The organism is Pseudomonas sp. 18-147 (genome assembly GCF_051048045.1).
Taxonomy (GTDB): Bacteria; Pseudomonadota; Gammaproteobacteria; order Pseudomonadales; family Pseudomonadaceae; genus Pseudomonas; species Pseudomonas aeruginosa.
This window is the reverse complement of the sequence record NZ_CP182296.1, coordinates 2,602,053-2,627,523: the sequence shown is the minus strand read 5'-3', so window position 1 is coordinate 2,627,523 and position 25,471 is coordinate 2,602,053. Positions and strand designations below refer to the sequence as shown.

Here is a 25,471-nt window from a genome sequence, read left to right as displayed (position 1 = left end):
AGAAGCAAGTGGGCCTTCCCTGAGGCCCACAATCTGGAAAGGCTGCGAATTGAAAACCTGTGCTTAAGCTTCAAAACAATCCCAACCAGCAATCCCCTGGCACCTTGCTACTCCATTTTTCGACGAACAAACCGAGGCGGCTGAGTTCTCCAATACCTCTCGACAAATATCAAGCCCGCGAAGCCACCTATCAGCGCCACACCTCCCCCGACCCCTAGCGCCGTAAATCCGAGCCCAAAATTCCCAGGAACTTGTAAGTTGAATGCAGAATTCAGCCATTGGGGCACGTAGGTAAGGACGCCAAAAGAAATAGCACCACCGGCTATTGCCCCCAATTGCATAGCGTTCGCATTTTCCTGTTGAGTCGCCCCCGCTATCACCTCTGCCTTACATCCCAAGCAGACAGTCTGCTGAAGCTTCACAAAGGACCGGCAATGCGGGCAGATCCATCCGTCCTCGTCCAACTCCTCATTCGGTAAGGTACGAGGAGTTCCCCGTCCTTCAAGTTCGGCCAGCGCAGCACGTTCAGCGTCCTCTTTCCAGCCCATTAAGCGCAGAACCGTGTAGCGACTGGGATCAACATCAATAAGTCTGGCGCAGTTCTGACAAAGCCATATCCCGTTACGGATAGAGGATCGCTCTTCAGATGAAAGAGAGGGATCGTAACGCGGTCCACCAGGTGCAGCAGCTGTGATATGCGCAGCCACGCCGATACGACTTGCCTTATCTGGCTGAAGATTAGGACCGGAGGTAAGGCGCTCGCACCCTTTAGCTGAACACTTGTTCCCAGCACGCTCCTGAAGTGTGCGGATAGTTTCCTTTTTAAACTCATCTCTCGTGCCGACCGAGGCCACAATCACTTCTCCTTCATTGAGCCAATGCCGAAACTGCGCCAAAACCGGAAATCGACAAGCGTAGGGACGTTTCGATCCAAAGCACCCTCCGGGGGGGACGATCCGGAGTTTGCTGCACCGCTAGGTGAACAGGTCTGCCATCGTCTGGATGCTGATCGTTAACAGAGATCACGCCAAAGCGCCCCTGATTCGACAATCTCGACGAATCGGCCCGCGGAGAATCCTTCAGGAAACAACGAGTCCTGGTCATCTGCGCCAACCTGCCCAACCGGCTGCAGTAGGTGCTTTTCGTCCCGTAAGATGACCTCAAGGGCCTCACGAGAAACGACTCTATACCCATCGATTAACTGCCCATCTAGCTCGATGGAAGTATCGACGATCCAAGCACGCAGATCTCTTTCCAGATGTTCGCCACGGTATCCTAACCTCGATCGTAGGCTTTGGTCCTCCCTCAACGCGCCTGCAACTGCAACGAGCTTACGTCGCAATTGCCACGCGGCCTTACGCAAGGTATTCGATCGATGGAGCCAGACTTCATGGGTTGTCGAGCGGATGTATCCTGACTTGACCTCCAAAAGCAGCAGTACGCCATCCAGCTGACAAATCAGGTCGACCTCACCGGCATCATCGTCCTCTGTTACCGGCGGCCGAAAGCCAACCTCAACAGCGAAGCCACGACGCCTCAAACTCTCAGCTAGCAGGAGTTCTACCTGCCGAGTCTCTGCCTGCATACCGGCTCTACGAGCCCCCAATCGCCTTAGATTGTTGAAGGTTGCGGTCAGGTTGTTTTGTTGCGCGACAATCCAAGGGAACTGAAAGCTGTAGCGCCCAATTTTGTAGAAAGGACGCTCATAGAGCCTAGGCACCGGCATTCGAGGCTGCGCCTTCAGTTGCTGCGACAATGACTTTAAGTCGCTGGTCCAAAATTTCAGGATCGACTTGGCCGAATCTGCGCTGCCCTTGGGATGCTCCTCACAGACAGTCCATCCGCTGATCCTTCGGATCTTTTCCTCTTCCTCCGACCAGGTCATTGGAAATCGATTCTCGCCCACCTGCATGCCCTTCATAGCTAGTCGTCCCAGCGCATGGGCGACCACGCCGGAGTCACGGAAGTATTCCTGGAATGGCTGGATGAATTCCTTCTGAAAGAAAACAGAGGTCAGCTCGCTCGCCAGCAGCACGTGCTGAAGCTGAACCTTGGAACCATCTCCAAGCGAGAGATGCTCTTCGACACCATAAATCGTCTGCAGCTGCAGCTTGCTGCGAAGCGTCTTGATGTAGGCCAGTTGGTTCAGTTCATGATTCTCAGCTGAGCCGATCATCTCCCCTGCCATACCGGAGTCGATAAGCTCCTGCACAGCACGGTTCATCCAGTAGTGCCACAGCAGATCATGCTTATGCCCGGTTCGACGCCAGCGCTCTGCTCCCTCTTCCGTATCGTTGTAGAGAACAGGCTCGCCAGGCTTCAGCTGATAACGACATTCGGAGTCGAAGCAGAACCAGTTGATCGAGCCTTCATAATCGATTCGCTCGTGGGTTGCCGCGATCAGCACAGCCAACGATTCGAGATTGGCACGACACTCTGCCGAGTCTGCTGTCCCTGGTTCCATGAAGAGAATCGGAGCGAGATGCTGTTTCAGGGAGCGCCCCAACCGTAGCTCATTCAGACGGAAATCTTCCTCCTGGCAGGTTTGGAGCTTCCGTAAAATGATGCGGTTATAGACCTCCCATTGCTGTCCGGAAGGATCGGCCTGAACCTCATCAGTAAATGCCTGATAGGCGAGAACACTGAGGTAAGAGAGCAGCTCAAGCAGCGATAAATGCTTGAGCTGATTTTCGGCCTTGAAAATGAGCTCATCGAAAGACTCTAGCTGCTCTAGCAGGCGCTCGCAGACACCGAAGAAGATCTGCCACCCCTCCTCCTCTAGCGCTGCTCTAAGGCCAGTCCATAGAGGAGAACCTGAACGCTCAAAGAGCTTCGAGTAGCGGATCGCCCACCTGAGCGTCTCAGGGTTTCGGTTAGCCAGATGTACCAGCAGATCGAGACTGATGGCGTTGTCGAAATGAAGCACTCGGCTAAGCGCCAAACTGGCCAGTTCGGAGCCCTGTACGGCCTGCGGGTCCCACCAGAATGGTGCTGAAGCTAAGCCGATCGCACGATCGAGTGCCGATAGATGCTTGCCGGCAGGTCGCTGATCCAAGAAGTGGTGTAAGCACTCATCGAGAGCACGGCTGCTACCAGTTGATAAGGTCCTTCTGTAGGTCAACAGGTAATGCTGCAGGCATCGATTTCCCTTCTCGCTCACCCACTGCACTCCTATTAGCGCTTTTGGCCTGACAAGAGCCTACTGCATCCAAAACTGAGGCTGCCATTGAAACAGCTCCGCATTTCGCCTGAGCCCGGCCCCCTTCCAGGGAAATGCTCATCGTACGCACCCCACACGAATGTCCAGTGACCAACACGAACACGTCTAACGCCATCCCCAACAGGAGAATGGGCACGCACCAACAACTTCTTTCGAAGGTGGATTGGCAACGGTTCCACGATGCTGCAACCGCGGCGCCAACAGCGCAGCTCATCAGAGTGCCCCCAAGCGCAAACAGCAGCTCAAGAGCCCGCGCCTTCTGCACCAGTGATCTTTGAACAGTTGCACCCGACTGGAGGTGACGCTCAGCACGAGGCTGGCAGCAGTGAGGCCGCTGAATGCCGGAACCAGATCTCGCCCCGTCAGAAGATGCTTCGTCGTGATACCTGTCGTGCGATAAAGCACAGAGAAGGTCGGGTCATCTGATGAACGCTTGCGGTAAACGAACCCTGCGATGGGCTACACCCTACCTGTGGCCCAGTAGACCGTCTTTTCTCTGCCCTCGCAGTACACCACCTCATCATGCACGTCTACCTCGATGATATAGGTGCAACCTCGCTCCGCAGCCTGTAGCAACAGCTCCCGTCGAGCGAGTTTGGCAATCGGAAAATCCCCAGTGCAGAGATCTCGATCAAGGCGGAGTGCCGACTTCAGCTTGCCTTCGTAGTTGATCGAGACGGACTTGATCACCTTTGCATAGAAGAGCTCATTGGCCATGCGAATTCGAAGGGTCTTGTAGCAATCCTCGCAGCAGGCGGTTCCCCCTTCGAAGGCAAGGCCAGCTACCTCAACATTGTGAAGCCACGATGCAAATCCAGGGATATTTTCGCTACCGCAGGCAGCACAATTCGAAGCGTAACGAGAAGTCATCCGAACAGTGCGACGGCTAACTTTCACGGGAAGCGACGCACTGCGTACCTGCTTTGTCACCGTGGCAACTGGACCACGAGAAATGACAACGCTTTCGCCGGCAGCAACAGAGTCGTTACGGAAAAAAGACATGGAAGCCTCCAAGAACCACAAAAAAGGACGTGCGCTATGCGCGTTTTCCGCTGCTCAGAGAGGCTCAGTGGCAAGTCTCCGAAGGTGCGGTGCCTTTTTCTAGTTCTAAGGCCATTCACGGCCGAGGCATCCAAGGGATGCAGGCCAAAGAATCTACCCGTAGCTGCCCTCAATGCACAAGCCCCTGGGCGAGAGTCGACTCTTATGCACCTCGCTCGCCCCATATCTTCCTGACGTCCAACTCCAAGCTTTGGGCCTTCGGCGTCATTTCGCCCATCTGTTCCGCCCTGATCGGTCCTCACCGCCAAGCGACGCCACTCGGTGAAAGCGTGTGGTCTAGGGGAACCTGCTGCGATTCGGAGCCCCTTCTCGCCTTACAGATGAGCTCCTCAGCGGGAAGTGCACCGTTGGATCGGCTACACCCGCACGATGCCAGTGCCAGGTGTTCGCAGCCGCTCGAGCCACTTGGTCACCGCGTCGCGTTCGACGGCCTGAATCGGATAGCCCCGCGCAGTAATGGTCGCCTCTGCTCCAGGACTTAGTGTCGACGTGGTGATAATCATGCCGTAGTCAGCCTCCATGTACTGCACGTCTGCGGCCAGGCCCTTGACGATGACCTTCTCGATTTTGGCTTTCTGCCGTTTGCACTGAACGAGGCAGGTCGGCTTAGCGTCCTCAGGCGCATCCGGTTTCCAGAGCCGCACATCAACCCCGTCGTCGTTACTACCGGGACCAATTTCTACGCGGAAGCCCACCCGCTCGAAGTACTCCGCGGTCATCTCTTCGAACTTCCTCCAGTGCATGTCCTGCAGCCGGTTGGTGTTGTTAGCGAGGTAGTCGAGATACCGCTGGTCAATGAACTTCCCCGCCTCCGGCGTCTGGTCAGTGCCCGTGAACAGCTTCTTCAGCTCCAGTGGGCTTTGCCATTCCACACTGCGACTCTGGTGGTATGGGCTGGTACGTTGCGCGTTTACCCATTGCTGCAGAAATTCGTACGCCATCTTCAGCCCTATGGGTCCCAGTTCCGCTCTGCACCGGTCCAGGAAAGGGATCGGACTGATACCTCTCTCCCCCTTAGCCAGCGCCTCATCCATCATCACTTCCAACGTATCAGTGAAGATCAGCTTCATCCGCTGACTGATCTCCAGGAGTTCTGGACAAGCCTTGTATTTGCGGTAGTCGCTAATTCCCGGCAAAAGTCCACTTTGCTCGTTTTTGGTGTAGCCAATACGATGCAACAGGCGGTAGTGAAGCGCCTCGTACTCCTCGGAGCGGATGCGTATTCCATAGACTTCAGAGTGCCGAATAATGTCGGCCATCTTGCCTGGCCCTTGCGCGAGGTGTTCGCAGATCTCCTCCACAGAAAGGGCTAGGCCAACCTTGTAGCCGGCCATCTCGGAAAGCGTCTCGGCAAGGTCGCCGGGGAAGAAGTTCATTGCCATGGTTATAGCCTGACAGGGCAGCGACCCGATCTTACTTCAGTCCTGGACGCTTCCGCTGTTTGAACTGCAGGGCAACTCAACCCGAACCAGGGCATAGAAGTTTCGAACTAGCTCACTGTCGCAGGTGCCGCTGTCGCCGGTGACAGTGATCCCCTCAGCCGACCAGGAGCCGCCGGCTGAAGCATCGACTTACACCCACCAAACCTTGTTCTGGCTGATAGAAAACCAGCTGGCGTACCCGAAACCTGAATCGCTCTGGCACGTGACGAACTAACTGCCTGGACCTTAATCGCTCCACAACGCACTCTTCGCCGTCGATAGGACCACCTCGAACAACATCTGTTGCCTTGAATTTGGAGAGCTGATGCCAGGGATCAGGGTTTTGATTACCACAGTGCCAGGGCGCACAGAGTTGCTGCGCCGGGCAATAGCATCAGTCTGCGCCCAGACGATGGCACCGAACTCAGTAGTGATCGTGTGCGACTGCGGCTTGATGCCAGCGGATATCGCTGCGGCAATTGATCTAGTGGTCGAGGATCTGCATTGGCTAGAGAACCCAGGTCCATCCGGTGCAGCAAACGCCTGGAACACTGGCATCGACTACATAGCGCAGCGCTGGCCAGACGACTACTTGGCCATATTGGATGACGATGACACCTGGGATTCGGAGCATCTGTTGGAATGTCTGAGCTGTGCGGTGCAAGCGGACTGGCCGGACTTGGTTATCTCTGGCATCCGCACCTGGTTGGATGGCATCGAGCAGCCCCGCGAGCCGATTCGAACTATGTGTGTGAGCGATTTCCTGGCGGGCAATCCCGGTTGGCAGGGATCCAATACCTTCATTCGCATCGCTACATTATTGAGGGCCGGGGGCTTTACCCCAGGCCTTTCGAGCTGCAATGACCGCGATCTTGCCATACGGGTATTGAGCCTCGATGATGTCCGCCCTGCCTTTACCGCACGCCATACGGTGAATTGGCACCATGAGCGTGGGCGCGCTTGCCTCTCCTCGGCTGGGTCAGATGGAAAGCTCAATGGCCTGGCGCGGTTCCATCAGCTACACGGCTGGCGGATGACAGTTGAGCTTGAGATACGCTTCTTTACCCGCGCACAGGATCTATTCGGTCTTTCCCGTGACCTGATACTGCAACGCCAAAAGGAATTGGATCATGCACCTTAGTGCGCCACGCCGACGCTCGCGCATCGTCTGTTCACGCGGGACTCACTTGGTCGGCGAATTATCGGCCAGCGCAAGGACGGCCGAGGTCGTCATCGGTATCTGTCTGCACAATCAAGCCAGCAAGCTGCCAAGCGCACTCGACTCTGCCATGACGCAGCAGATCGTGCAGCAGGGCCGAGGAGTAGTCGTGATCCTCGATGATGGCTCCAGTGATAACTGGCAATCGGCGGTCGAGTCCTTGTTGTCCGATCCGAAACTGATCGTGCTCACGGCGAACTGCGGCAGCGCCGCCAAGGCCCGCAATGCGCTACTGGATTGGGTGGATGAGCACCTGCCTGCGGCGGCCTGGGTCGCGCGGCTGGATGCGGATGACCGTTTTGCCTGCGCGGAGGCGGTAGCCGCGATGGTGCGCGCCGGCGAACGGGCCAAGGCGCGTTTTGTGTTGGGCAGCAATCATCTCGAATTGGGTGGCGTGCCGCAGCCGCATAGCAATATCGCCGACTCGGAATGGCTTCATGACACTGAGCGACTGGTTCAATTCATCGAAGCCTTTTGCCTGGGGCAGGCGGATCAAGAGTTGCCGTCTTGCAATCTGCTGTTGCGCACTCGTAGCGGGATTCGCTATCCACATACGCGTAGTGCCGAAGATCACTGGCTCGTGGCCCGTCTACTCATCCTTGAGGGTGAGCAAGGGGTAATTCTTCCCTATCCGGTGGTGAGCATCTATTCGTTGGGTGGTGAGCTGACCTGCGCGAATCGTCGTTCGGATCATTGGTATCGTCAGCGGGAGCGTTTGGCGCAAGCGGCCAGGATTTGGACCGAGTCCCGTAGGCACCGCAAATCACTGCTGGGGGTGGGCCAGGAGGGTGTGGTTTGGCGTGAAGGCGAGTGGGTACACAAGCAGTTCTACCCATGGGCCATGAGTGCGGACGATGCAGCGCGCATTGAGGCCTTGGTCCAGGACGACGAAGGGCCAGTGCCGAGGGCGCAATGGTGGCAAGCAGAAGGAGGCAGCTGGCACTGCCGCTACGCTTGGTTCGAGAGCCAGCCCTTGCCATCGCGCCTTCCCGTCGAGACGGTAAAGTGCTTTCTTCTGCAGCTGCTCACCTGTGGTTACGTCACTGGTAATGTCACCCGAGCCAATTTTCGCGTGCGATCGGATGGCCGTCTGGTCTGTATCGATATAGGGGCGGATATCAGTGAGCTCACTGTGTCGCGCTTTCTGGATACTGCGGCACGGCTCTACAGCGTCGGGATACTGGGCCAAGCCGACCACGATTTGGCTCGGCGGGACTCGACACTGCGCCAGCATGAAGCACTGGATACTCTGCCGGGGTTCTCGGCGTTCTTCCGTGAGCTGATTGAAGCGGCCTATCCGCATGTGGATGTCGCACGTTACTCATCGGCATTTCCGCCAGTGCGGCACGAATCGCGGGTCACATTGTTAATCAAGGCCTGTGCCCAGGATGCGGACGTATTGGATGCTCAGGCGCGGCATATCGTCAGTCAGTTGTCCTACCCTGCTGCGTTCTCACGCCGCATTCTGTTGCTCGATACCCATTCGGGCCCATTCCTGAGGCAGTACGCCAGCGCGGATCTGGCCGGGTTGGTGCGCGTGGCTGATAGCCTTTTGCAAGACCAGGTGATAGATGCCGTTTGGATGGCGCCCACCGACAGCGGCGACATCAAAACAACTTACCGGCGATGGTTCGGCCGAGATGATGTTGCCCATAGTCACACGCACGCTGGCGCACCGTTGTTCGCACAGCTTTGGGCCTTTGATCAGCTTGATACGCAACTGGTATTGCAATGCGATATCGACATCCTGGTCGGTCGGCGTGATTGGGAGCACGACTTCCTCGATGACATGTGTCGTGCCATTGAGGCGCCGGGCGTCGTCTCGGTTGGGTTTAACATCCCTCAGCTAACGTTGGCTGTGAAACCCTACATCGGGAAGCCAGGGGAATACCCACCTGAGGTTCGCTGCGGTCTGCTCCATGTGCCGCGCATGCAGGCCATGTGTCCATTGCCTAACGGAGTCGTTGAGGGGCGCTTCGAGCTAATGTGGCATCGCAGCGCTCAACAAGCTCAGGCCAGTGCGGCAGCGTGCTCACTGCGTGGCGGTGACAGTCGCACTTACTACCTGCACCCACAGAATGCGGATAAAAACTCAGGAAATCTGCCGCATTGGCGCGATTTGGTGGCCCAAGGAAAGGAGCCCCCGTTCCAGCGTGGGAAATGGGACTTGGTTGCTGATGCTGGGTGGAAATACCCTCCGCGCGAGGAGCCGTTGGTATTTCTGCTGAAAGGACGGCATACCGGAATCGCCAAGTTGCGTCGCAGTCTGGCTTCGCTCGCCCTGCAACGTGAACAGAGGTTTGGCCTGATCGTAATCGATGATGGCAGCCCCGCCGACGAAACATGGCAAATTCCCATGCTGCTCGGGGACCTGCGAGATCGCACCACGTTGATTCGGCGTGAACGCCGCTACGGATATATCCCGAATTTTCTGATCGCAGTGGAGGACATCTGCCGCGACCCGGAGACGCTTATTGTCACCGTGGATCTGGATGACGCACTGATGTCACCCGATGTGGCCTCCCGATTGTTGGCTGCTCAGGCGGCTGGGGCGGATCTGATCAATGGCGCAATGTTTCGTCCCGATAAGCCGTTACAGGAGTATCCGCCGAGCTATTCGAACGCACGGGCGCAAGGGGGCGGCAACATCTGGGCGCATCTGCGTGGTTTTCGCAAGCGACTGTTTGATTCGCTAGCCCCGGACTATCTCCGGCATGACGGCGCCTGGTTGGATGAGGTGACGGACTACGGGATTATGCTGCCGCTGAGTGAGCTGGCTAGGCAGCCTTTTTTTATCGACGATCTGTATTGCTACTATCACCAACGTGAGGCTTACCCTGCCGATCGGAAAGCGCGACAGAAGATGTTGCTCGATTGGATCTTCAGCTTGCCGCCTGCTCAAAGTAGAGGAACTGCTGAGCCTGGGTGAGCCGCCCGAGAAGTGCGTCGATAGTTATTGAGAGCGAGTTGCTGTACAGCCACCAGTTTGGTGTCTCCTGCCTGGTCCGATCCAGATGGAAAAAGGGCTCGAGTTGACGTAGATGCTCGTGCTTCGCGAATCCCTCCCAATCGAATCGTGAAGAGGTGGCCAATTCCACTAGGCTCGTCTGATCAGCAGAGTTCGGGTCTCTTGCCGCGTCTTGCATCCATTCGAAAATGCAAGAATAGGGATCCAAATGCCCCTTGGTTTCACTCGGTATTGCGCAACCTTTTGTCGTCATTTCAGGCCACCGCAGGTGGTCGCCCTGAGAAGCAATCAGCCGCCACGCCAAGCGCTGCTCACCCAGCCAATTGTGAAATGCCGCCGCCAACGGTTGCCTCGGTGCTAGGTCGGAGGCCCGGCACAGTGACGGGCGCAGCGGCATACGGAATACTTGCAGCGACAGACCGAGCTCCATACAGGCATAAACGGTAGCAAGGCCGGTGGATGGCAAGCATCCCAATTCGGCACTAAGTTCAAATGCCTGATGTGTGAGTATGTGCTGGAGCTGATCGCGCTCTGCGCCACTCAAGACCCGACTCAGAACCTGGAATGCGGCTGACTCACTGGACCTTCGGGCCGCTCGCGGATTGGAAACCCGAACTTCCAACGGCGATAGGGGCGTGTCGTTACTGAGATTAAAGCGAATGAATGGCCGGTCATGCTCAAGCATAGGCATTTCACCGGGACCATTCCCGACAATGCTAATGCTCGCGGCACCTTGGATAGTCAATTTTTGGGCTGGGTTATTCATTTCATGATGTCGGTTGCAAACCAGTTGAGTTCGGCTCGTAATCATCGCCGCGGCCGAATCGAAGGACCCTTGCCGCCAGATTACCCGTGCGACCAACTCGGTCACCTGGCGAATCTGCCTGTTCTACCTGGGCTCGATCTTCGTGCTCATCAACATCGTGCCCTGGAGCGATCCGCGTCTCGTCGAGGTCGGCGCCTACCAGCGCGCCCTTGAGTTGCTGAGCATTCCCCACGCCAAGACTACCGTCGATGTAGTCGTACGGGTGGCGGTGGCGAGCCGCCCTTACAGGCGGAACGACGCCACCACCGAGTGCAGGTCCACCGCCAGGCGCGAGAGATCCTGGCTGGAGGCGCTCGTCTGGCTGGCGCCAGCTGCGGTTTGCGCCGAGAGGTCGCGGATGTTGGTCAGGTTGCGCTCGACCTCGTGGGCCACCGCGGCCTGCTCCTCGGCAGCGCTGGCGATCAGCACGTTCTGCTCATTGATAGCCGCGATGGTGTCGGTGATATCGTCCAGGCAGGCGTTGGCGGCCTCCGCCAGCTGCACGGTGGACTGGGCCAGGGTGGTGCTATCCTGCATGGTCTGCACGGTGCTGGCGGCTTCCTGTTGCAGGGCGCCGACCATCTGCTCAATCTCCTGGGTCGATTGCTGAGTGCGCTGCGCCAGAAGCCGCACCTCATCGGCCACCACGGCGAAGCCACGGCCCTGTTCGCCGGCCCGCGCCGCCTCGATGGCAGCGTTGAGCGCCAGCAGGTTGGTCTGTTCGGCGATGGCGCGGATCACATCCAGCACCTTGCCGACATCCTGCATCTGCCGCGCCAGGAGCTCCACGCGCTCGGCACTGCCGGTCACATCGCTGGCCAGGGCATTGATCGACTGCACCGTCTGCTGCACCTGCTCGCGGCCGTTCTTGGCGGTGCGGTCGGCGTGGCGAGAAGCCTCCAGGGTGTTGGCGGCGTTATGCGCCACGCCATCCACCGCCACGCTCATCTCATTGCAGGCGGTTGCCGCCTGTTCGATTTCCTGGTTCTGCTGCAACAACCCGCGGTTAGAATCGTCGGTCACCGCATGCAACTCTTCCGAGGCCGAGGCCAGTTGCGCCGAGGAATCGGAGATGGTGCTGATGGTCTTGCGCAGGCCCTGTTGCATGCTGCGCAGCGCTTCCAGCAACTGGCTCGCCTCATCGCGGCCCTCCACCTGGATATGCTCGCTGAGGTTGCCCGAGGCCACCGTACGTGCCACCTGCACCGCCTGTGCCAGCGGCCGCACGATGCTGCGCGAGAGCAGCACGGCCAGGCCAATGGCAAGGGCCACAGTGCCAGCCAGGATCAGCCAGACCATAAGCTTCGCGTTCTCATAGGCGGTCTTGCTGGTCATGGCCGCGCTGGTAGCGCCATCGCTGTTCAGCTTCGTTAGTGCTTCCAGGTCGCTGGCGATGCTCGTCGCTCGGCTGCTCATCTGGCCGATCAGGTTGTCGGCCTCCTCTCTCTTGGCGTTTTTCAGCAGCTCCAGCAACTGATTCTGGGTTTCGATGTAGGTCTGCTGGTTAGCCGCGAAGCGCTCGTAGATCTGCTGTTCTTCGGAGTTGGAAATCAACTTGCGGTAGCGCTCCTGGGCCTCAGCCAGGCCGGCCCGTTCCCGCTCGATGCGCGGCAGAGCATCGGCCTCCAGGCGGACCGCCGCGCGCAACGTCGAAATTCGCACGCGCATGGAGGCGCCATTTAGCTCATCCAAGGCGAGAATACTCGGCAGCCAATTGTCATGAACCTCCGCCGAACTCGTGTTCATACGCTGCATCTGTAGCAGCGAGCCACCGCCGACCACCATCAGCAGCAGCACTAGCCCGGTGAAGCCCAGGCTGATACGAGTCGAGACGCGAATGTTTCTGATGGACATAGTAGGTTCCTTCGTAGGTAGAAGTGACTAATTGGCAGTCAAGGAACACAGTAGAAGCTCTTTTTTATGAAGTTGACCGGAAAAGTACGCCCGAATAGACCATGGTCTGAGGCCACTAAAGTTGCAGCCTCGGCTGCCGACTGCAGCTATTTCCGAGCGGCTGAAGAGACCGCACTGGACTCTATTAATCCGGAGTTTGCCATGAATGAAGTTTCGAGCGCGGTTGTTGACCGCTTTGACTTGTTGCCATCGATGGCAACCAGCGACCGGGAGAACAAGTCGAGCTGACGACACAGGGCGACAAACTGCCGGCAGACATTGCGAATGGCTGTGCCATTGTCGAGCCAGAAGTCGGCAACGGTTTAAAGTCCGGTGCCAACCGCCCAGTCAACCACCTCAACACCAGGTTGCGCTGGCATTCGCGCTCCAAACGACGGCTGGACTGAATACGGTTGAGGTAATCGTAGATGTAGACCTTCAGCACCACCACGGGGGTGATAGAACGGTCGCCCAGTTACGGCAGGGGTGACCCCATCGAACTCCAGGGCCACCAAGTCGAGTTACTCAACGAAGGCTTCGACGAAGCGAATCGGATATTCTTCGGCGACGAAGTCATCCAGGCATTCGGGAATGCAAGCTGACCTGCGCCCGGCTCACCTCTTCGATGAATCGCTTCATACCCCGCCCCGCGACAATACTCCAGCAACTCTAGGCGAGGGCGACGTTTTCACACAGCCTGGACCAGAAGCCGCCATTGATTAAGCCCCTTATGAGATTCGGTAGTCACGACGAAACTAGGGGCGATTCAGCTGCTAAACAGCCAGTACTGGCCAGGGGACTCTGGCATATTGGCGCACAGCGGTTTTTTGCTGATGAGAGTAAGGCCGTCATCACCAGCGACGATGGCCAGCTCATCCAAGCATCCTCCTCCCTGCTTATCTCTCTGATTTAGGTATTCCAATGCGACAAAGACGTGAACGCACCCAGAAGGAAAACGAGCTGCAATCCGCAATCATCGGCGCTTTGGGGGCTTACTGCCGCGACAAAAGGATCCGCTGCAGCCACCTTGAGTACTTTGCAAACCAACAGGGCGATGGGGTAAATCGAGTTTGCGCGGATTTCCTTGCGACGCTGGATGACTCAACACTCCTGCTCGCCGAAACGAAGGTGCAGGAAGGGGGGGAGCTGATCAGATTTGAGGAGGAGCAATACAAGGAGAATCTGAGCTTCGAAAGATGTGGTTTTCCCATTATCTACGTTTACAACACGGCATCCCTAATGCCGTATTACGAAAAGCCTCAGCCCTACGACTTCCCAGAGATGACACTGGCAGCCACCAACTACTCAGAGCCCTCAATGCTGCCCGACAAATATCCGGCCATGGAACAGCATTACAGCTTGTTGGAGTGGCTAAAGCAGGTGCCAGTTGGAGGAGACAACACGACAAGATTCGCCCGGATTTTCGCCGCTATACGTTCAGAAGGCCTGCTTACTAATGGGCTGATGATGCTGATTTACGGAACAAGCTCCGTGAAGCTTTTGGATCAACCAACCGCCAATGATTTGGATCAGTTAATTGATACGCTAACGATCGGCGCCACCGGTAGGTTCTTAAACCCAAAGCAGCAAAAGCAGTTGGAGCGTTTTCTCGCCGAAGAGGCCAATGCGTTCAACAGCTGGATCAACTTCTCTGACCCTCAAAACGGTACCCAGCCATTGCTCCCTCCAGTGTCTTCATCGTCGCCAGTCACTGATGGACCAGGCCACGGCGCCAGAACGAAGCGAAGCAATAGTGGATACGATGACTTCAAGCTGTAATCAGATGCCCCTGTCCACGAGAATTGGAAAATCGGGGACGCCTTAGGCTTGAGGCTGGGAGCGCCAGCGCCCACTTCTGGCCGGTTCAGGTCACCTGTGAGCTGTTGCAATGGGTCGGCTTCTGTCGGTCGCGACAGGCAGAAACCGGCCGATTCTGTTGAAAAAGTAGGTTTAGCGGCGGCCTGCCGATCAGGTGTGCCTGCTGTCGAAGTGACTGCAAGCCACTTCAGGTTGCCTTTCGGCGTTTCGCTGAGCGTCCTTGCTCAGGCCTGAGGGTTAATTTGAAGGTTTCTGCTCTCAGCAGGCGTACCTATCCCGTGAGCGGTGGCCCTTGAGGCAAAAGCTTGGCCATGCGTCGCAGGTTCTGCACCGCCGCCGCCAAAGTGAATTCGTCAGTGGCACCTGTCAGGCCGCGCAGTCGTAAACGATCGAGTTTCATGATCCGTTTGAGGTGGGCGAACAGCATCTCCACCTTCTTTCGTTCGCAGCGAGAGACGAGGTATTCCGGTGTCTTGGCGATGCGCCTGGCCACATCGCGGGCAGCCTCATGGATACTGCGGACGATCTTCCGATTCGGCGTGTTGGGGCAGCATTTCGCTTTCAGCGGACAGGTAGTGCAGTCGGTTTGGCTGGAGCGATAAATGATGGTGTGGGCCTTGGTCACCCGCGATCTTTTCTGGGTGAAGGCGCGCCACTCACTGCGTAGTGGTTTGCCGGCTGGGCAGCGGTATTCATTGGCCTCCTGGTTCCAGTGGAAGTCGTTACTGGAGAGGCTGTCGTCCTTGCGCTCAGTCTTGTCCCACACCGGCACATGCGGCTCGATGTCCTTTTCTTCGACCATCCAGGCCAGCATCGGGGCGGTGCCATAAGCGGTATCGCCGATAAGGCGTTCCGGTGTGAGATCGAACTGAGCTTTGACACGCTCAACCATCGTCCTAGTCGAATCGACTTCGGCGGTACGGTGCGCCGGGGTAGCTTCCACGTCCATGATCACACCGTGCTCAGTGTCGATCAGGTAATTCGTGGAGTAGGCAAAAAAGGCCGGCCCACCTGGCGCTGCTGTCCAACGGGACTGAGGATCTGTGAGCGAAATTTTCTTGGGAAGAGCCTCAGCCAGCGCCTCTTCATCAAGGGCTTCGAGGTACTCGCGCACTGCGCGGCTGCTGAGCTTTGGATCGTTCCAATCGACCTCATCTCCCGCTACCCCACGTTGCCGGCTGGCATCCGCCTTGATGATGCTAGCGTCGACGGCAAAACCTTCGCCCTTGACTAGGCCGGCTGCCATGCAACGCCGCAGCACCTCATTGAACAACCAGCGGAACAGATCGCTGTCACGAAAACGCCCATGGCGATTCTTCGAGAAGGTCGAGTGATTGGGGACTTCGTCTTCCAGACCCAGCCGGCAGAACCAGCGATAGGCCAGGTTCAGGTGCACCTCTTCGCACAATCGCCGCTCGGAACGAATGCCATAGCAGTAGCCGACGACCAGCATGCGCACCATCAATTCCGGGTCAATCGAGGGGCGTCCGATGGGACTATAGAAGTCCGCCAGGTAGGCGCGCAGATCACTAAGATCCAGGCACTGGTCGATGCTGCGCAGGAGGTGTTGAGCCGGGACGTGATCTTCTAGGTTGAACGAGTAGAACAGGCGCTGCTGTCCTCCCGGTAACTGCCCCATCATGCTGTTCGCCCCCACGCTCGCTGACAGAGCAATTTTGCCAACGGTATGGAGAGGCCGCTACTTTTTCAACAGAATCGGTCGGTAGCAGTCTCTCAGCCAAGACCTTGTCAGCCTAGAGAGACGGGCTTGTTAGCACAGACCCGCCAATTATCCCCGAGCTTCAATCCTGACCCAGTATTCGCTGCGCCTTACTACTCGCACCGGAAGGCTGCGCTCGAGCATCTCCAGAGTCAGGTCACTGTTATCCAGCGGGTATAGCCCGCTGACGCGAACGCCCGCAATGGCAGCATCTAAGCTGACTATTCCGCGGCGATAGGGCTTGATTGCCTCGACGACCCACGCCAGCGGGCGATCATGCGCCGCCAGCCATCCATCCACCCAGGCACTCTCCGATGGCTGCATCGCATCATTGGCCAACAAGCCGTTCTCATTGAAGAGTACGCTGCGGTGCGCCTGAAGATCATGGGTACCGGCATTCCCCAGAGTCAACTGCGCAGGAGTGTCGAGGGTGACCAGGCGCGTCCCTTGCGCTTCCTCGCGCAGCATCAGGCTGCCTCGATGGACCAGCACCTGCCCGTTGCCGGTGGCCAATCGAAAAGCTCCCCGACGGTCCGGCGCGACCCGCAGCAACAGTTCGCCCTGACGCAACCGCACGCCGCGCTGATGCTCTTCGAAACAGGTGGCAACCACGCTGCGCGCGTTCAGATCGATGCGGCTGCCGTCCTCCAGGTTCCAGGAGCGCCGCTCGCCGGTGCCGGTGTAGAGATCGCCGGGCAGCGCCAGCCCTGCGCGTTCCACACGTAGAATCGCGCCTGCGGCGAGTGCCAGGCCGGCAAGCGCCAGGCTGGCGCGCAGGAACTGGCGACGCCCTGACGGCGCCCGCATGGCGCTGAGCAGCTGATCCCCGGAGCGCGATCGCCATGGCGATTCACGCAGCGGCGAGAGCCCCTGGGAAATCTTCTGAAACGCCGCCTCATGCCGCGGCGAAGTACTCAGCCAGTGTTCCAGCGCTCGACGTTCCTGCTCCGTGGTTTCTCCCGATTGCAGGCGCACCATCCATTGAATCGCTTCTTCCACCAGTGGATCGGCAAGGGGCTTGCGGCTCATCCGGCCAACTCCTGGTAGCAGCAACGCAACGCCTCGGCCATCAGTTGGTGCACGCGCCCGAGCGAGAGTCCCAGGCGTTCACCGATCTGGCTGTAGGTCAGGCCGTCGATCTGGCTGTAGACGAATACCGACTTGGCCTGGCGCGACAGGCCATCGAGCATGCGATCGATGGCAAGGAGGCTTTCCACCAGGATCCACTGTTCCTGCGGCGAGGGATGGGTTTCCTCCGGGGTCGTGGCCAACACCTGCAGGTAGGCTTTTTCCAGCTCGCGCCGGCGCCAGCCTTCGTACATCAGACGCTGGGCGATGGTCGTGAGCAGGGCACGGGGTTCGCGGATGGCGCTGGGGTCGGTGTGCGACCAGACCCGCAGGAAGGTTTCCGAGGCGATGTCCTGAGCGCTGTGGGCGCAGCCGGTGCGATAAGACAGGCGAGCACAGAGCCAGGCGTAGTTCTGCTGAAACAGCTGGCCGAATACTTTCTGCTTGAGGGCTTCATGGTCCATATGAATCGAGGCCTTTGGGGACTGCTCACGCCAACGTGTGGTGCGGTAGTGGGCCTGTCGTTGAAAGAGGCGTGCGCCGTGGCGACGCACCCGGGACCTGCGAGGAACCGGTTGGCTATCAATCTGCATGATCCAATCGCCTCAAAGAAGAAATAAAAAATTTCAAGCTGCAGCAATTTCGTTATATGAAATGCGACACGCGGACACACGCCAGCAGGCTCCTCGGAAGGAGCCCGTTGCGCATATTGTCGGCTCTGTAGCAGCCGTCAGATCGCGCCGGCCAGCGTCGCCTGACGTTCCTGCGCGCGTAGCGGACGGACCAGCCATACCACCGCAAGGCTCAGGGCCAGCACGATGCCAGCCAGCACCCATAGCACTTCATGGAAAGCCTGGTCGTAGCCCGCCAGCAACAAGGGTTGCAGACTCTGCAGCAGACCCTCGGGGGCGCCGGCAGGCCCATCGAGGTTTCCCGCCGCGGTGGCATCCAACCAACCCTTCAGGCTGCCGGGCCCTTCAACCAGCGGGGCGATACGAGGCCCCAGTTGCTGGCCGAGGAAGGTCGCCAGCAGCGAGCCGTAGAGCGCTACCGCCACCGCCTCGCTGCCCAGCCGGAAGGTATTGAGCAGGCCAGCCGCCATGCCTGCCTGCTGCTCCGGGACTGTCTTCAGCGCCAGGCCGTCGACCAGACCCGCGGACAGCCCCATGCCGATCCCGACCAGCAACAGCGGCACCGCCAGATGGGCGAGCAGCGCACCCGGCTGACTGAGCAGGGCCAGAGAAACCAGCCCGGCCAGGAGCGCCAGCAGGCTTGCCTTGAGGATCCCCACCGCTGAGACGCCTCGACCGACCCATTTGCCCGCCAGGATCGGACAAACCAGCATCGGCGCGGTGAGCAGCAGCATGGCCAGGCCCGCGTGGGTAGGCGCCAGGCGCAAGACTCCGGACAGGTAGCTGGGCAGGTACGTCAGCAGGGTGACGAAGCCGAAGGATGCAGCAACCGTCACCAGGGCGAGACCGACGAAGGGGGCATTGGCCAGCAGCGAGAGATCAAGCATCGGCTGCACATGTCGCCTCTCCTGCCAGGTGAACAGGCCAAGCAGGCCCGCAGCCGCCAGCACCAGCAAGCCGATGCCCTGGCTTTGCCAGCCCCACTGCGAGCCCTGGACGATAGCGCTCATCAATGCCAGCAGCGCCAGGATGAACAGGCCGGCGCCGAGCACGTCAAACCGCTGCCCGCCGGGGCGAGCGACATCCTTGGGTATCAACGGACTGCCCAGCAGCACCAGGCCCAGCGTCACGGTATGGGCAGCGAAAATGGCTCTCCAGCCGACGCTGTCCAGCAGCAGACCGGAAATGGTCGGCCCCAGGCTCACGCCTAACCCCGCCACCGTGCCGAACAGGGCAAAGGCACGCAGCCGCGCCGGGCCCTCGAAGTAAGTGGAGAGAATCGCGATACCGCAGGAGAAGATCGCTGCCGCCCCGATTCCCGCCAGCGCCCGAGCGAGGTCCAGTACCCAGGCCTGGAACGCCAGCGCCGAGAACAGCGATGCCAAAACGTACAGGCCGACGCCGATGGTGAAGCAACGGCGGCGCCCCAGACGGTCAGCCAGCGCTCCCCAGGTCAGGGTGAAGCAGGCGAAGGCGAGGTTGAAGGCGTTGACCACCCATTGAAGGCCGGTCAGCGGCGCTGACAGATCGCTGCCGATCGCCGGCAGCGCCAGCGCCGTGCCGGATATCGAACTGGGGACGACGAAAATCGCCAGCAGAATTACGCCCAGTAGGGCCTTGTCGATCAGTGCTTTGCTCATGTTCGCTCCCGTCGAGGTCAGTGAGTGGCGGACCAGCGCACCGGCAGGTGCTGCGGACGTCGCAGGATGATGCCGTGGACCCACGGCAGCTCCTGGGCGGGCACCGCCAGGCGCAGACGCGGCAGCCGCTCGACCAGCACCTGAAGGACGGTGGTGATCTCCAGGCGAGCCAGCGCTGCACCCATGCAGTTGTGCATGCCATAACCGAACTGCAGGTGGCGCGGTCCCTGGCGATCCAGGCGGATCACCAGCGGGTCGGCGAAAGCCTCGGGATCGCGGTTGGCAGCGAAGGCATCGGCATAGATGGCGCTGCCGGCGGGGATGACGCCCCATGGCCCGTCGATGTCCTCGCTGGCCAGGCGCGGGAAGGTGGAAATGGTGCCCAGCGGAATCAGCCGGAGCAGCTCTTCCACCGCCGAGGGGATCAGCGCCGGGTTGTCGACCAGCGACTGCCACAGGCCGGGCGCGGCGAGCAGCGTGTAGAGCGCCTTGGTCAGTACCGTGAGGATGTTCTGGTCGCCGCCCACCAGTACGCCAATGAGGATTCCCACGAGCTCCTTGTCATTGAGCGGCGGCTCGCTGTCCCCGCGCCCCGCGACCAGACGCTGGATCAGGCCGCCGGGCAGGGATGGCCGCACGCCGGTGACCAGGTCCGTGAGGTAGCCATAGACCTCCCAGAACTGCCGCAGCAGTTCCGGGACGTCCTCATCGGACGCGATCTGCATGGTGTGGCTCAGGGGCCGGTAATAGGCGCGGTCAGCCAGATCGATACCCAGCAGGTGGCAGTCCACCGTCGCGGGTGTTTCATCCAGCACCAGCCCGAACAGGTCGGCCCCCTCGCCCGCCCGTGCCAGCTCGTCCAAGCGCTGATGGGTGACACTCGCCACGAGCTCGCCCAGTTCGGCCACACCCGCCGGGCTGAAGTCCTTGGCTATCACCTTGCGCAGGCGGCTGTGGAAGGGCGCGTCATTGTTGAGGAGCATTTCCGGGGGCGTGATGGTTGGCAGGAAGCTGGCACCGTCCTCGGCGTTGCACGGGCCGCGGATCGCTCGTGCGTCGGTGAGTATCTGCTGGACGTGCTCGTAGCGCGTCAGGTGATAGGCCAGGTGCCCGCTGGGCAGGACGATTCGCGGCAGACCCGCAGCGGGTTCGGCAACACGGTACTGTGCAGCCGCGTCGAGGTTGGGAATCTGCGACACCAGCACGGGGGGACGTGTGTGAAGGGCTATGGTCATGATGCAAGTGCCTCCTGCGGCGCGCGCAAAGGTATGCCCGTCAAGGCCTCAAGAGCGCTGAGCGCACCGGGGTTGTCGCGGAAGTGCAGTGTCTGCCAGCCGAGCGCGGCGGCCGCTTCGATATTCTCGGCGACGTCGTCGATCAGCAGGTTCTGCGCGGGAGCGAGTCCTGCGCGCCGGGCAGCGATGTCGAAGAAGAGGGCGTCCGGTTTGCGGCAGCGCTCGCGGGAAGAATCGACGATCAGATCCACCACCGTGTCGAGCCCCACCAACTCACGCCAGTAAGGTTCCCACTCGACCACATTGTTGGTGAGGATGCCGACCCGGTAACCCGCCGCCTTGAGTTGCAACGCCGCCTCACGCATCGCGGGATTGGGCTCGACACCACTGAACCACTGCTGGCCGAACTGCTCCAGGCGTGCCCGGGAGAGGTCCAGGGAAGGGTCGTTGCGGCGCAGCGCCTCGGCCAATCGCGCGCCCCACTCGACCTCGCTCAGCACGGCGTTCTCGATGGGCGCCAGCATCGGCAGTCCCAGATCGTCGGCGACATCCTGCATGGCTTGCTGCAGGGCCGCCGGTGCGATGCCGGTCTTGCGCTGGTACTGGGTGAAGAGTTCCGGAATCGGCGGCGAGAGCACGCCGCCGAAATCGAACCAGACGAACTTGGGTGCGCTCATCTCAGGCCACCTCTTCGCGCAGCGGCACGGTGCTGACTTCCTGGGGGAGCGCCGAGGCGATCGGCACCAGGTGAACTTCCGCACGAGCGATCACCTGTCCGCCCTGCACCACCTCCACCGGCAACGACAGGGTCTGCCCGTCCTCCTGTAGCCGGAGGTCGGCCGAGCGCACCCGATAGCGGGTCTCCAGGCCGAACTCGCCAAAGCGGGTGAAGGCAACCTTGCACTGCGACAGCAGCAACGCATCGGCCTCGATGGAGCGATAACGACGTGCCGCGACCAGCGCTACCTGGCGGAAGCCTTCGAGCAGCAGCATGCCGGGGATGTGATCCAGCGGGTGGTCGAAGATCGCCGGGTTGTCGCGGTCGACGATCAGGCTCGCGGAGAATCCGTCCTCCTGTTCGTCCAGGTCGCGCCCCAGCACCACGTTGGTCAGCCAGTGCCGCCCTACCCGCCGCGGGGCCAGCGGTTCGGGGCGCTGTACCCGTGGGTCCGCATCGGCGGGAACGCTTGCCAGGCCCCGGGCGCGCAACTTGTCCCAGCTGGCCGAAGGCATCCAGCGGATGCTCATGCGCTCGTGGCGCGCGGCGACCTGGCCATCGATCAGCAGTTGCATGTCCAAGGTCACACCTGACAGCACGGTGTCGCGCCAGTAGTGGTCGACCACCTGCACGTCGATCAGCGCCGAGGCGGGCCTGCTGCCGATCCGCAGCAGATCGCGACGAACCAGGCGGGTATCGCTGTCGACATAGAGGAACTTGTCCTGCGGACTTACGCCGAGGAAGGCGTGGGAGATATAGATCGAGGCCTGACGGAATACTTCGAGCAACAACAGCATGTCGTAGTGCTCGCCACCGTGAGAGTGCTCGCTGAAATAGCTATGGGTGCGCGGAAGCTGCGCGGCGCACTGGAAGCTCACATCGTCGAAACGTGTGGCACCGGTCAGGAACACTTCGCTGACTGCGGCGCGATGCACCATGCTGCGCGGTACGGTGTTCTCGTAATGAGAGACATCGGACATGTCGGGATCTCCTTCATAGACGGTTGCAGGCACTTTCAAAAATTGCACTTCACAACAACGCGGCTTCATGCCGTTCTCATCCCAGTGGGCAACTGCCAGCGCAATTTTTCAGTCCTGTCTTAGATCGTTTGCTTTGCCGCTTATGGCGATGCGAAATCCGCCCGGATTTTTCCGCAGGTCCTGTGCCAGAGCCCTCGCCGCTAATAAGGAAGGGGCAGCCGGTCATTTCCCGAAAAGTTTGGAGAGGCAGCAAAAACGGTCTAACGACCGACTGAAAATCCCCCCGCCAAATCACTCAACGCCAGCAGAAACCCAAAACGGCACGACGCGGCGCAAGCACAGACCGCTCGGCCGACTCATCTGCAGGCCATGGAGCGATTTGAATGCTGGACAAGGGGATCATCCGGAGGGGAATTGGCGCATGCACGGTGGCCTTCGCCAGTGCGCTGGTGGCAGGCGGCGCATGGGCGCAGGAGGGAACACCCGCCGCACAGGAACGCGTCACGCAGTTCAACCTCGAGGCGGGACCGCTGGCCGACACACTGCTGGATATTTCACGGCTGACCGGGCAGCCGATCTCCTTCGACCAAGCCCTGGTACAGGGTTACAACAGTCCAGCCATTCGCGGCGCCTTGAGCCGCGACCAGGCACTCAATGCTGCGCTCCAGGGCAGCGGCCTGGGCTTCTCGCGCATCGGCGGTGGTGCGGTCCTGGTGCATCGTCGGGATGTACCGCAAGCGAGCGTTCCGGCCGTGGTTGCGCCGCAGCTCAAGACCGTCACCGTCATCGGCAGCCGTCGCACCGACCTGGCGGCGCTGGACGCACCAGCCCCGGTGGACATTCTCACTGCCCAACAAATCCAGGCGGTCGGTAGCACCAACCTCGCGAAGGTCCTGGAAACCCTGGTGCCTTCGGTCAATTTTCCGCAGATCAACGGCACTGACGGCGTCTCTTCACAACGCCCGGCCACCCTGCGCGGGCTCGCTGCCGACCAGGTCCTGGTACTGGTCAACGGCAAGCGACGCCATGCCTCGGCCTTCGTGAACACCAAGGCGACCCTGGGCCGCGGCTCACAATCGGTGGACCTGTCGACCATCCAGGTGAGCTCCATCGAGCGAATCGAAGTTCTGCGCGATGGAGCCTCGGCGCAGTACGGCTCGGACGCCATCGCCGGGGTGATCAACATCGTGTTGCGCCAGGACGACCACGGCGGCGACCTGCAGGGCAGCGTCGGCCAGTACAGCAAGGGTGATGGCTTCACCCGAAGCGTCAGCGGCCTGAAGGGTTTCAGCCTGCCGGGCGACGGTTTTCTCACGCTCAACGCCGAGGGCTCCCGGCAGGAACGCACCTCCGTCGGCGGTAGCGACAGCCGTCGGTTCTACCCCGCCGGCGATCCGCGCGAGGCCAGCGCCGACCGGGACTGGCGCTACGGATCGCCGGGGCTGGGTGACTTCAAGATCGGCGCCAACTCCGGCTTCTCGCTCAACGATCAGGTCGAGGCTTACGGTTTCGCCACTTACCAGGACCGTACCACCCACTCCCAGGCGTTGTTCCGCCGTCCGGTGGACGCCAACAACCTGCCCGCCGTCTACCCCGATGGATTCCTGCCGCTGCTGGATGTTCGCTCACGCGATGGTGCCGCCACCGCAGGGCTGAAGTTCGATGACGACACGCTGGGCAATTTCGACCTCAGCGCTACCTACGGACAGAACCGTATTCAGTACAACGTCGGGGACAGCCTCAACGCCAGCTTCGGCACCGCAAGCCCGCACGACTTCGACGCCGGCACCCTGGTCAACGAGCAGACCAACGTTTCGCTCGACCACGTGAAGAACTTCAGCGTCGGCTACGCTGAGCAGCCGCTGGTGTTTTCCAGCGGCCTGACGTGGCGCAAGGAAGAGTACGAAGTCATCGCCGGCGAGCCGGCCTCCTGGCAACACGGCGGTGCCAATGCCAAGGCCGCCGGCGCTCAGGGGTTCCCGGGGATTCAGGACAGCGACGAGGGCCGCTACTCCCGCCATGTATTCGGGGGTTATCTGGGCCTGGAGCAACAGCTTACGGACCAGCTGCAACTGGGCGTCGCCGGGCGCACCGAGCACTACGACGATTTCGGCACCACCACCACGGGCAAGTTCTCCGCACGCTTCGACTTCACTCCCCGCGTCGCCGTGCGCGGCACGCTCAGCAGCGGGTTCCGGGCTCCGACTCTGGGGCAGATCGGTACTTCGGCGACCACCACCGACTTCCACCCGGGTGATCCGATTGCCTACCAGGTCGGCACCATCAGCGTGGACCGCCCAGTCACCCGCGCCCTGGGGGCGACCGATCTCAAGCCCGAGAAGTCCACCAACCTGTCGCTGGGACTGGTCCTGCGGCCGGTGGATAACGCTTCGCTGACGCTCGATGCCTACGCCATTCGCATCAAGGACCGCATCGCACTGTCGGAGACCCTCAGCGGCCCGCAGGTCCGCAGCATCCTGAACGCCGCAGGCTACGGCTCCTACACCGGAGTCAGCTTCTTCACCAATGCGCTGGACACCAAGACCCATGGTCTTGATCTCAACGGCAACTACCGCTTCGACCTGCCCAACGCCGCCACCCTGACCTTCAACGGAGGACTGAACTGGAGCAAGACCCAGGTCACCCACGTCAAGGCAAACCCCGCTGAACTGAGCGGAACCGGCGTGGTGCTGATCAACCGCGAGGCGCTCAGCTACGTCGAGAGCGCCAGCCCGGAGAGCAAGCTCGTACTTGCGCTGGATTACCGCCAGGGTGCATGGCAGCTGGAGACCAGCGCCATCCGCTACGGCAAGTACACCCTGAACTCCAACAACGGCGAGCAATACGACCAGACTTTCGGCGCCCAATGGGTGGCCAATGCCAGCCTGGCCTACAACCTCACCTCGGCGCTCAAGCTCAGCGTCGGCGGCAACAACATCTTCGATTCCTACCCCGACAAGTTACTGACCAGCAACCGTTCCGCCGGCGGGGTCGTGATGTACCCGAACATCGCCCCCGCCGGCGCCGAAGGCGCCTTCTACTACGTGAAAGCCGATTACGCCTTCTGATCGC

17 protein-coding genes and 4 pseudogenes are annotated in these 25,471 nt (G+C 60.1%); 7 read left to right on the top strand and 14 right to left on the bottom strand.

All coding sequences use genetic code 11. The annotated features are described in order from the left end of the window. Positions 1-107: 107 nt before the first annotated feature. The 4 genes from ACM0M4_RS12755 to ACM0M4_RS12740 all read right to left on the bottom strand — a co-directional run bounded on the left by ACM0M4_RS12755 (position 108) and on the right by ACM0M4_RS12740 (position 5,664). A complete protein-coding gene (locus tag ACM0M4_RS12755; protein WP_225030705.1) occupies positions 108-854 on the bottom strand; it encodes a hypothetical protein in 747 nt (248 codons plus the stop codon). A gap of 158 nt (positions 855-1,012) precedes the next feature. Further along, complete coding sequence (locus ACM0M4_RS12750; protein WP_225030706.1) at positions 1,013-3,160, bottom strand: NERD domain-containing protein; 2,148 nt, start codon at positions 3,158-3,160, stop codon at positions 1,013-1,015. 519 nt (positions 3,161-3,679) lie between these two features. Then, positions 3,680-4,222, bottom strand: coding sequence for a hypothetical protein (locus tag ACM0M4_RS12745; RefSeq protein ID WP_225030707.1), 543 nt, complete (start codon positions 4,220-4,222; stop codon positions 3,680-3,682). A 416-nt stretch (positions 4,223-4,638) separates the two neighbouring features. Continuing rightward, the gene (locus ACM0M4_RS12740; protein WP_225030708.1) at positions 4,639-5,664 is read right to left on the bottom strand and encodes a restriction endonuclease; all 1,026 of its coding nucleotides are present in this window, start codon (positions 5,662-5,664) and stop codon (positions 4,639-4,641) included. 364 nt (positions 5,665-6,028) lie between these two features. Between ACM0M4_RS12740 and ACM0M4_RS12735 the strand changes: the two genes are divergently transcribed. Continuing rightward, positions 6,029-6,844: a glycosyltransferase family 2 protein gene (locus ACM0M4_RS12735; protein ID WP_225030709.1), complete on the top strand. Its 816-nt coding sequence runs from the start codon at positions 6,029-6,031 to the stop codon at positions 6,842-6,844. Further along, positions 6,834-9,851, top strand: a complete 3,018-nt coding sequence (locus tag ACM0M4_RS12730) for a glycosyltransferase (protein ID WP_225030710.1) — start codon at positions 6,834-6,836, stop codon at positions 9,849-9,851. The genes ACM0M4_RS12735 and ACM0M4_RS12730 overlap by 11 nt, the downstream gene beginning before the upstream one ends. Here ACM0M4_RS12730 and ACM0M4_RS12725 read toward each other — a convergent pair. Then, positions 9,805-10,761, bottom strand: coding sequence for a hypothetical protein (locus ACM0M4_RS12725; RefSeq protein ID WP_124171519.1), 957 nt, complete (start codon positions 10,759-10,761; stop codon positions 9,805-9,807). The genes ACM0M4_RS12730 and ACM0M4_RS12725 overlap by 47 nt on opposite strands. Between ACM0M4_RS12725 and ACM0M4_RS12720 the strand changes: the two are divergent. Next, positions 10,691-10,933: pseudogene (locus ACM0M4_RS12720) on the top strand (GABA permease); the annotation flags it as partial. The gene ACM0M4_RS12725 and the pseudogene ACM0M4_RS12720 overlap by 71 nt on opposite strands. Before the next feature lie 5 nt (positions 10,934-10,938). Here ACM0M4_RS12720 and ACM0M4_RS12715 read toward each other — a convergent pair. Together ACM0M4_RS12715 and ACM0M4_RS12710 are read right to left on the bottom strand one after the other, a co-directional pair. Beyond that, complete coding sequence (locus ACM0M4_RS12715; protein WP_033992025.1) at positions 10,939-12,549, bottom strand: methyl-accepting chemotaxis protein; 1,611 nt, start codon at positions 12,547-12,549, stop codon at positions 10,939-10,941. A gap of 189 nt (positions 12,550-12,738) precedes the next feature. Then, positions 12,739-13,227: pseudogene (locus ACM0M4_RS12710) on the bottom strand (transposase); the annotation flags it as partial. A 282-nt stretch (positions 13,228-13,509) separates the two neighbouring features. Between ACM0M4_RS12710 and ACM0M4_RS12705 the strand changes: the two are divergent. Beyond that, positions 13,510-14,367, top strand: a complete 858-nt coding sequence (locus ACM0M4_RS12705) for a hypothetical protein (RefSeq protein WP_033992023.1) — start codon at positions 13,510-13,512, stop codon at positions 14,365-14,367. A gap of 310 nt (positions 14,368-14,677) precedes the next feature. On the opposite strand, the gene ACM0M4_RS12700 is transcribed toward ACM0M4_RS12705, so the two are convergent. The 7 genes from ACM0M4_RS12700 to ACM0M4_RS12670 all read right to left on the bottom strand — a co-directional run bounded on the left by ACM0M4_RS12700 (position 14,678) and on the right by ACM0M4_RS12670 (position 22,399). Continuing rightward, entirely contained in the window at positions 14,678-16,048 is a 1,371-nt protein-coding gene (locus ACM0M4_RS12700; RefSeq protein ID WP_065285146.1) for an IS1182-like element ISCfr1 family transposase, read from the bottom strand. Positions 16,049-16,195: 147 nt separating this feature from the next. Further along, a complete protein-coding gene (locus ACM0M4_RS12695; RefSeq protein WP_033992018.1) occupies positions 16,196-17,155 on the bottom strand; it encodes a FecR family protein in 960 nt (319 codons plus the stop codon). Next, on the bottom strand, positions 17,152-17,658 hold the full coding sequence (locus tag ACM0M4_RS12690) for a sigma-70 family RNA polymerase sigma factor (RefSeq protein ID WP_017516929.1): 507 nt from the start codon (positions 17,656-17,658) through the stop codon (positions 17,152-17,154). Before ACM0M4_RS12690 ends, ACM0M4_RS12695 begins: the two co-directional genes overlap by 4 nt. A gap of 266 nt (positions 17,659-17,924) precedes the next feature. After that, entirely contained in the window at positions 17,925-19,466 is a 1,542-nt protein-coding gene (locus ACM0M4_RS12685; RefSeq protein ID WP_033992017.1) for an MFS transporter, read from the bottom strand. Between the two features lie 17 nt (positions 19,467-19,483). Next, complete coding sequence (locus ACM0M4_RS12680) at positions 19,484-20,701, bottom strand: cytochrome P450 (protein ID WP_128662081.1); 1,218 nt, start codon at positions 20,699-20,701, stop codon at positions 19,484-19,486. Further along, positions 20,698-21,378, bottom strand: coding sequence for an HAD family hydrolase (locus ACM0M4_RS12675; RefSeq protein ID WP_033992014.1), 681 nt, complete (start codon positions 21,376-21,378; stop codon positions 20,698-20,700). Before ACM0M4_RS12675 ends, ACM0M4_RS12680 begins: the two co-directional genes overlap by 4 nt. Position 21,379: 1 nt before the next feature. Further along, positions 21,380-22,399: a ScbA/BarX family gamma-butyrolactone biosynthesis protein gene (locus ACM0M4_RS12670; protein ID WP_052153514.1), complete on the bottom strand. Its 1,020-nt coding sequence runs from the start codon at positions 22,397-22,399 to the stop codon at positions 21,380-21,382. A gap of 383 nt (positions 22,400-22,782) precedes the next feature. Here ACM0M4_RS12670 and ACM0M4_RS12665 point away from each other — a divergent pair. The 3 genes and pseudogenes from ACM0M4_RS12665 to ACM0M4_RS12655 all read left to right on the top strand — a co-directional run. Beyond that, positions 22,783-23,517 (top strand): annotated as a pseudogene (locus ACM0M4_RS12665) (TonB-dependent receptor plug domain-containing protein); the annotation flags it as partial. Beyond that, a pseudogene (locus ACM0M4_RS12660) lies at positions 23,509-23,596 on the top strand (TonB-dependent receptor plug domain-containing protein); the annotation flags it as partial. The pseudogenes ACM0M4_RS12665 and ACM0M4_RS12660, both read left to right, overlap by 9 nt. Beyond that, positions 23,575-25,467: a TonB-dependent receptor plug domain-containing protein gene (locus ACM0M4_RS12655; protein WP_374117490.1), complete on the top strand. Its 1,893-nt coding sequence runs from the start codon at positions 23,575-23,577 to the stop codon at positions 25,465-25,467. The pseudogene ACM0M4_RS12660 and the gene ACM0M4_RS12655, both read left to right, overlap by 22 nt. Positions 25,468-25,471 lie beyond the last annotated feature (4 nt).

Bases quoted from the DNA above. Each gene is read 5' to 3' on its own strand.
- ACM0M4_RS12745 (WP_225030707.1), bottom strand. From the start codon at position 4,222: ATGTCTTTTTTCCGTAACGACTCTGTTGCTGCCGGCGAAAGCGTTGTC.
- ACM0M4_RS12740 (WP_225030708.1), bottom strand. From the start codon at position 5,664: ATGGCAATGAACTTCTTCCCCGGCGACCTTGCCGAGACGCTTTCCGAG.
- ACM0M4_RS12735 (WP_225030709.1), top strand. From the start codon at position 6,029: ATGCCAGGGATCAGGGTTTTGATTACCACAGTGCCAGGGCGCACAGAG.
- ACM0M4_RS12730 (WP_225030710.1), top strand. From the start codon at position 6,834: ATGCACCTTAGTGCGCCACGCCGACGCTCGCGCATCGTCTGTTCACGC.
- ACM0M4_RS12715 (WP_033992025.1), bottom strand. From the start codon at position 12,549: ATGTCCATCAGAAACATTCGCGTCTCGACTCGTATCAGCCTGGGCTTC.
- ACM0M4_RS12705 (WP_033992023.1), top strand. From the start codon at position 13,510: ATGCGACAAAGACGTGAACGCACCCAGAAGGAAAACGAGCTGCAATCC.
- ACM0M4_RS12700 (WP_065285146.1), bottom strand. From the start codon at position 16,048: ATGATGGGGCAGTTACCGGGAGGACAGCAGCGCCTGTTCTACTCGTTC.
- ACM0M4_RS12695 (WP_033992018.1), bottom strand. From the start codon at position 17,155: ATGAGCCGCAAGCCCCTTGCCGATCCACTGGTGGAAGAAGCGATTCAA.
- ACM0M4_RS12690 (WP_017516929.1), bottom strand. From the start codon at position 17,658: ATGGACCATGAAGCCCTCAAGCAGAAAGTATTCGGCCAGCTGTTTCAG.
- ACM0M4_RS12685 (WP_033992017.1), bottom strand. From the start codon at position 19,466: ATGAGCAAAGCACTGATCGACAAGGCCCTACTGGGCGTAATTCTGCTG.
- ACM0M4_RS12680 (WP_128662081.1), bottom strand. From the start codon at position 20,701: ATGACCATAGCCCTTCACACACGTCCCCCCGTGCTGGTGTCGCAGATT.
- ACM0M4_RS12675 (WP_033992014.1), bottom strand. From the start codon at position 21,378: ATGAGCGCACCCAAGTTCGTCTGGTTCGATTTCGGCGGCGTGCTCTCG.
- ACM0M4_RS12670 (WP_052153514.1), bottom strand. From the start codon at position 22,399: ATGTCCGATGTCTCTCATTACGAGAACACCGTACCGCGCAGCATGGTG.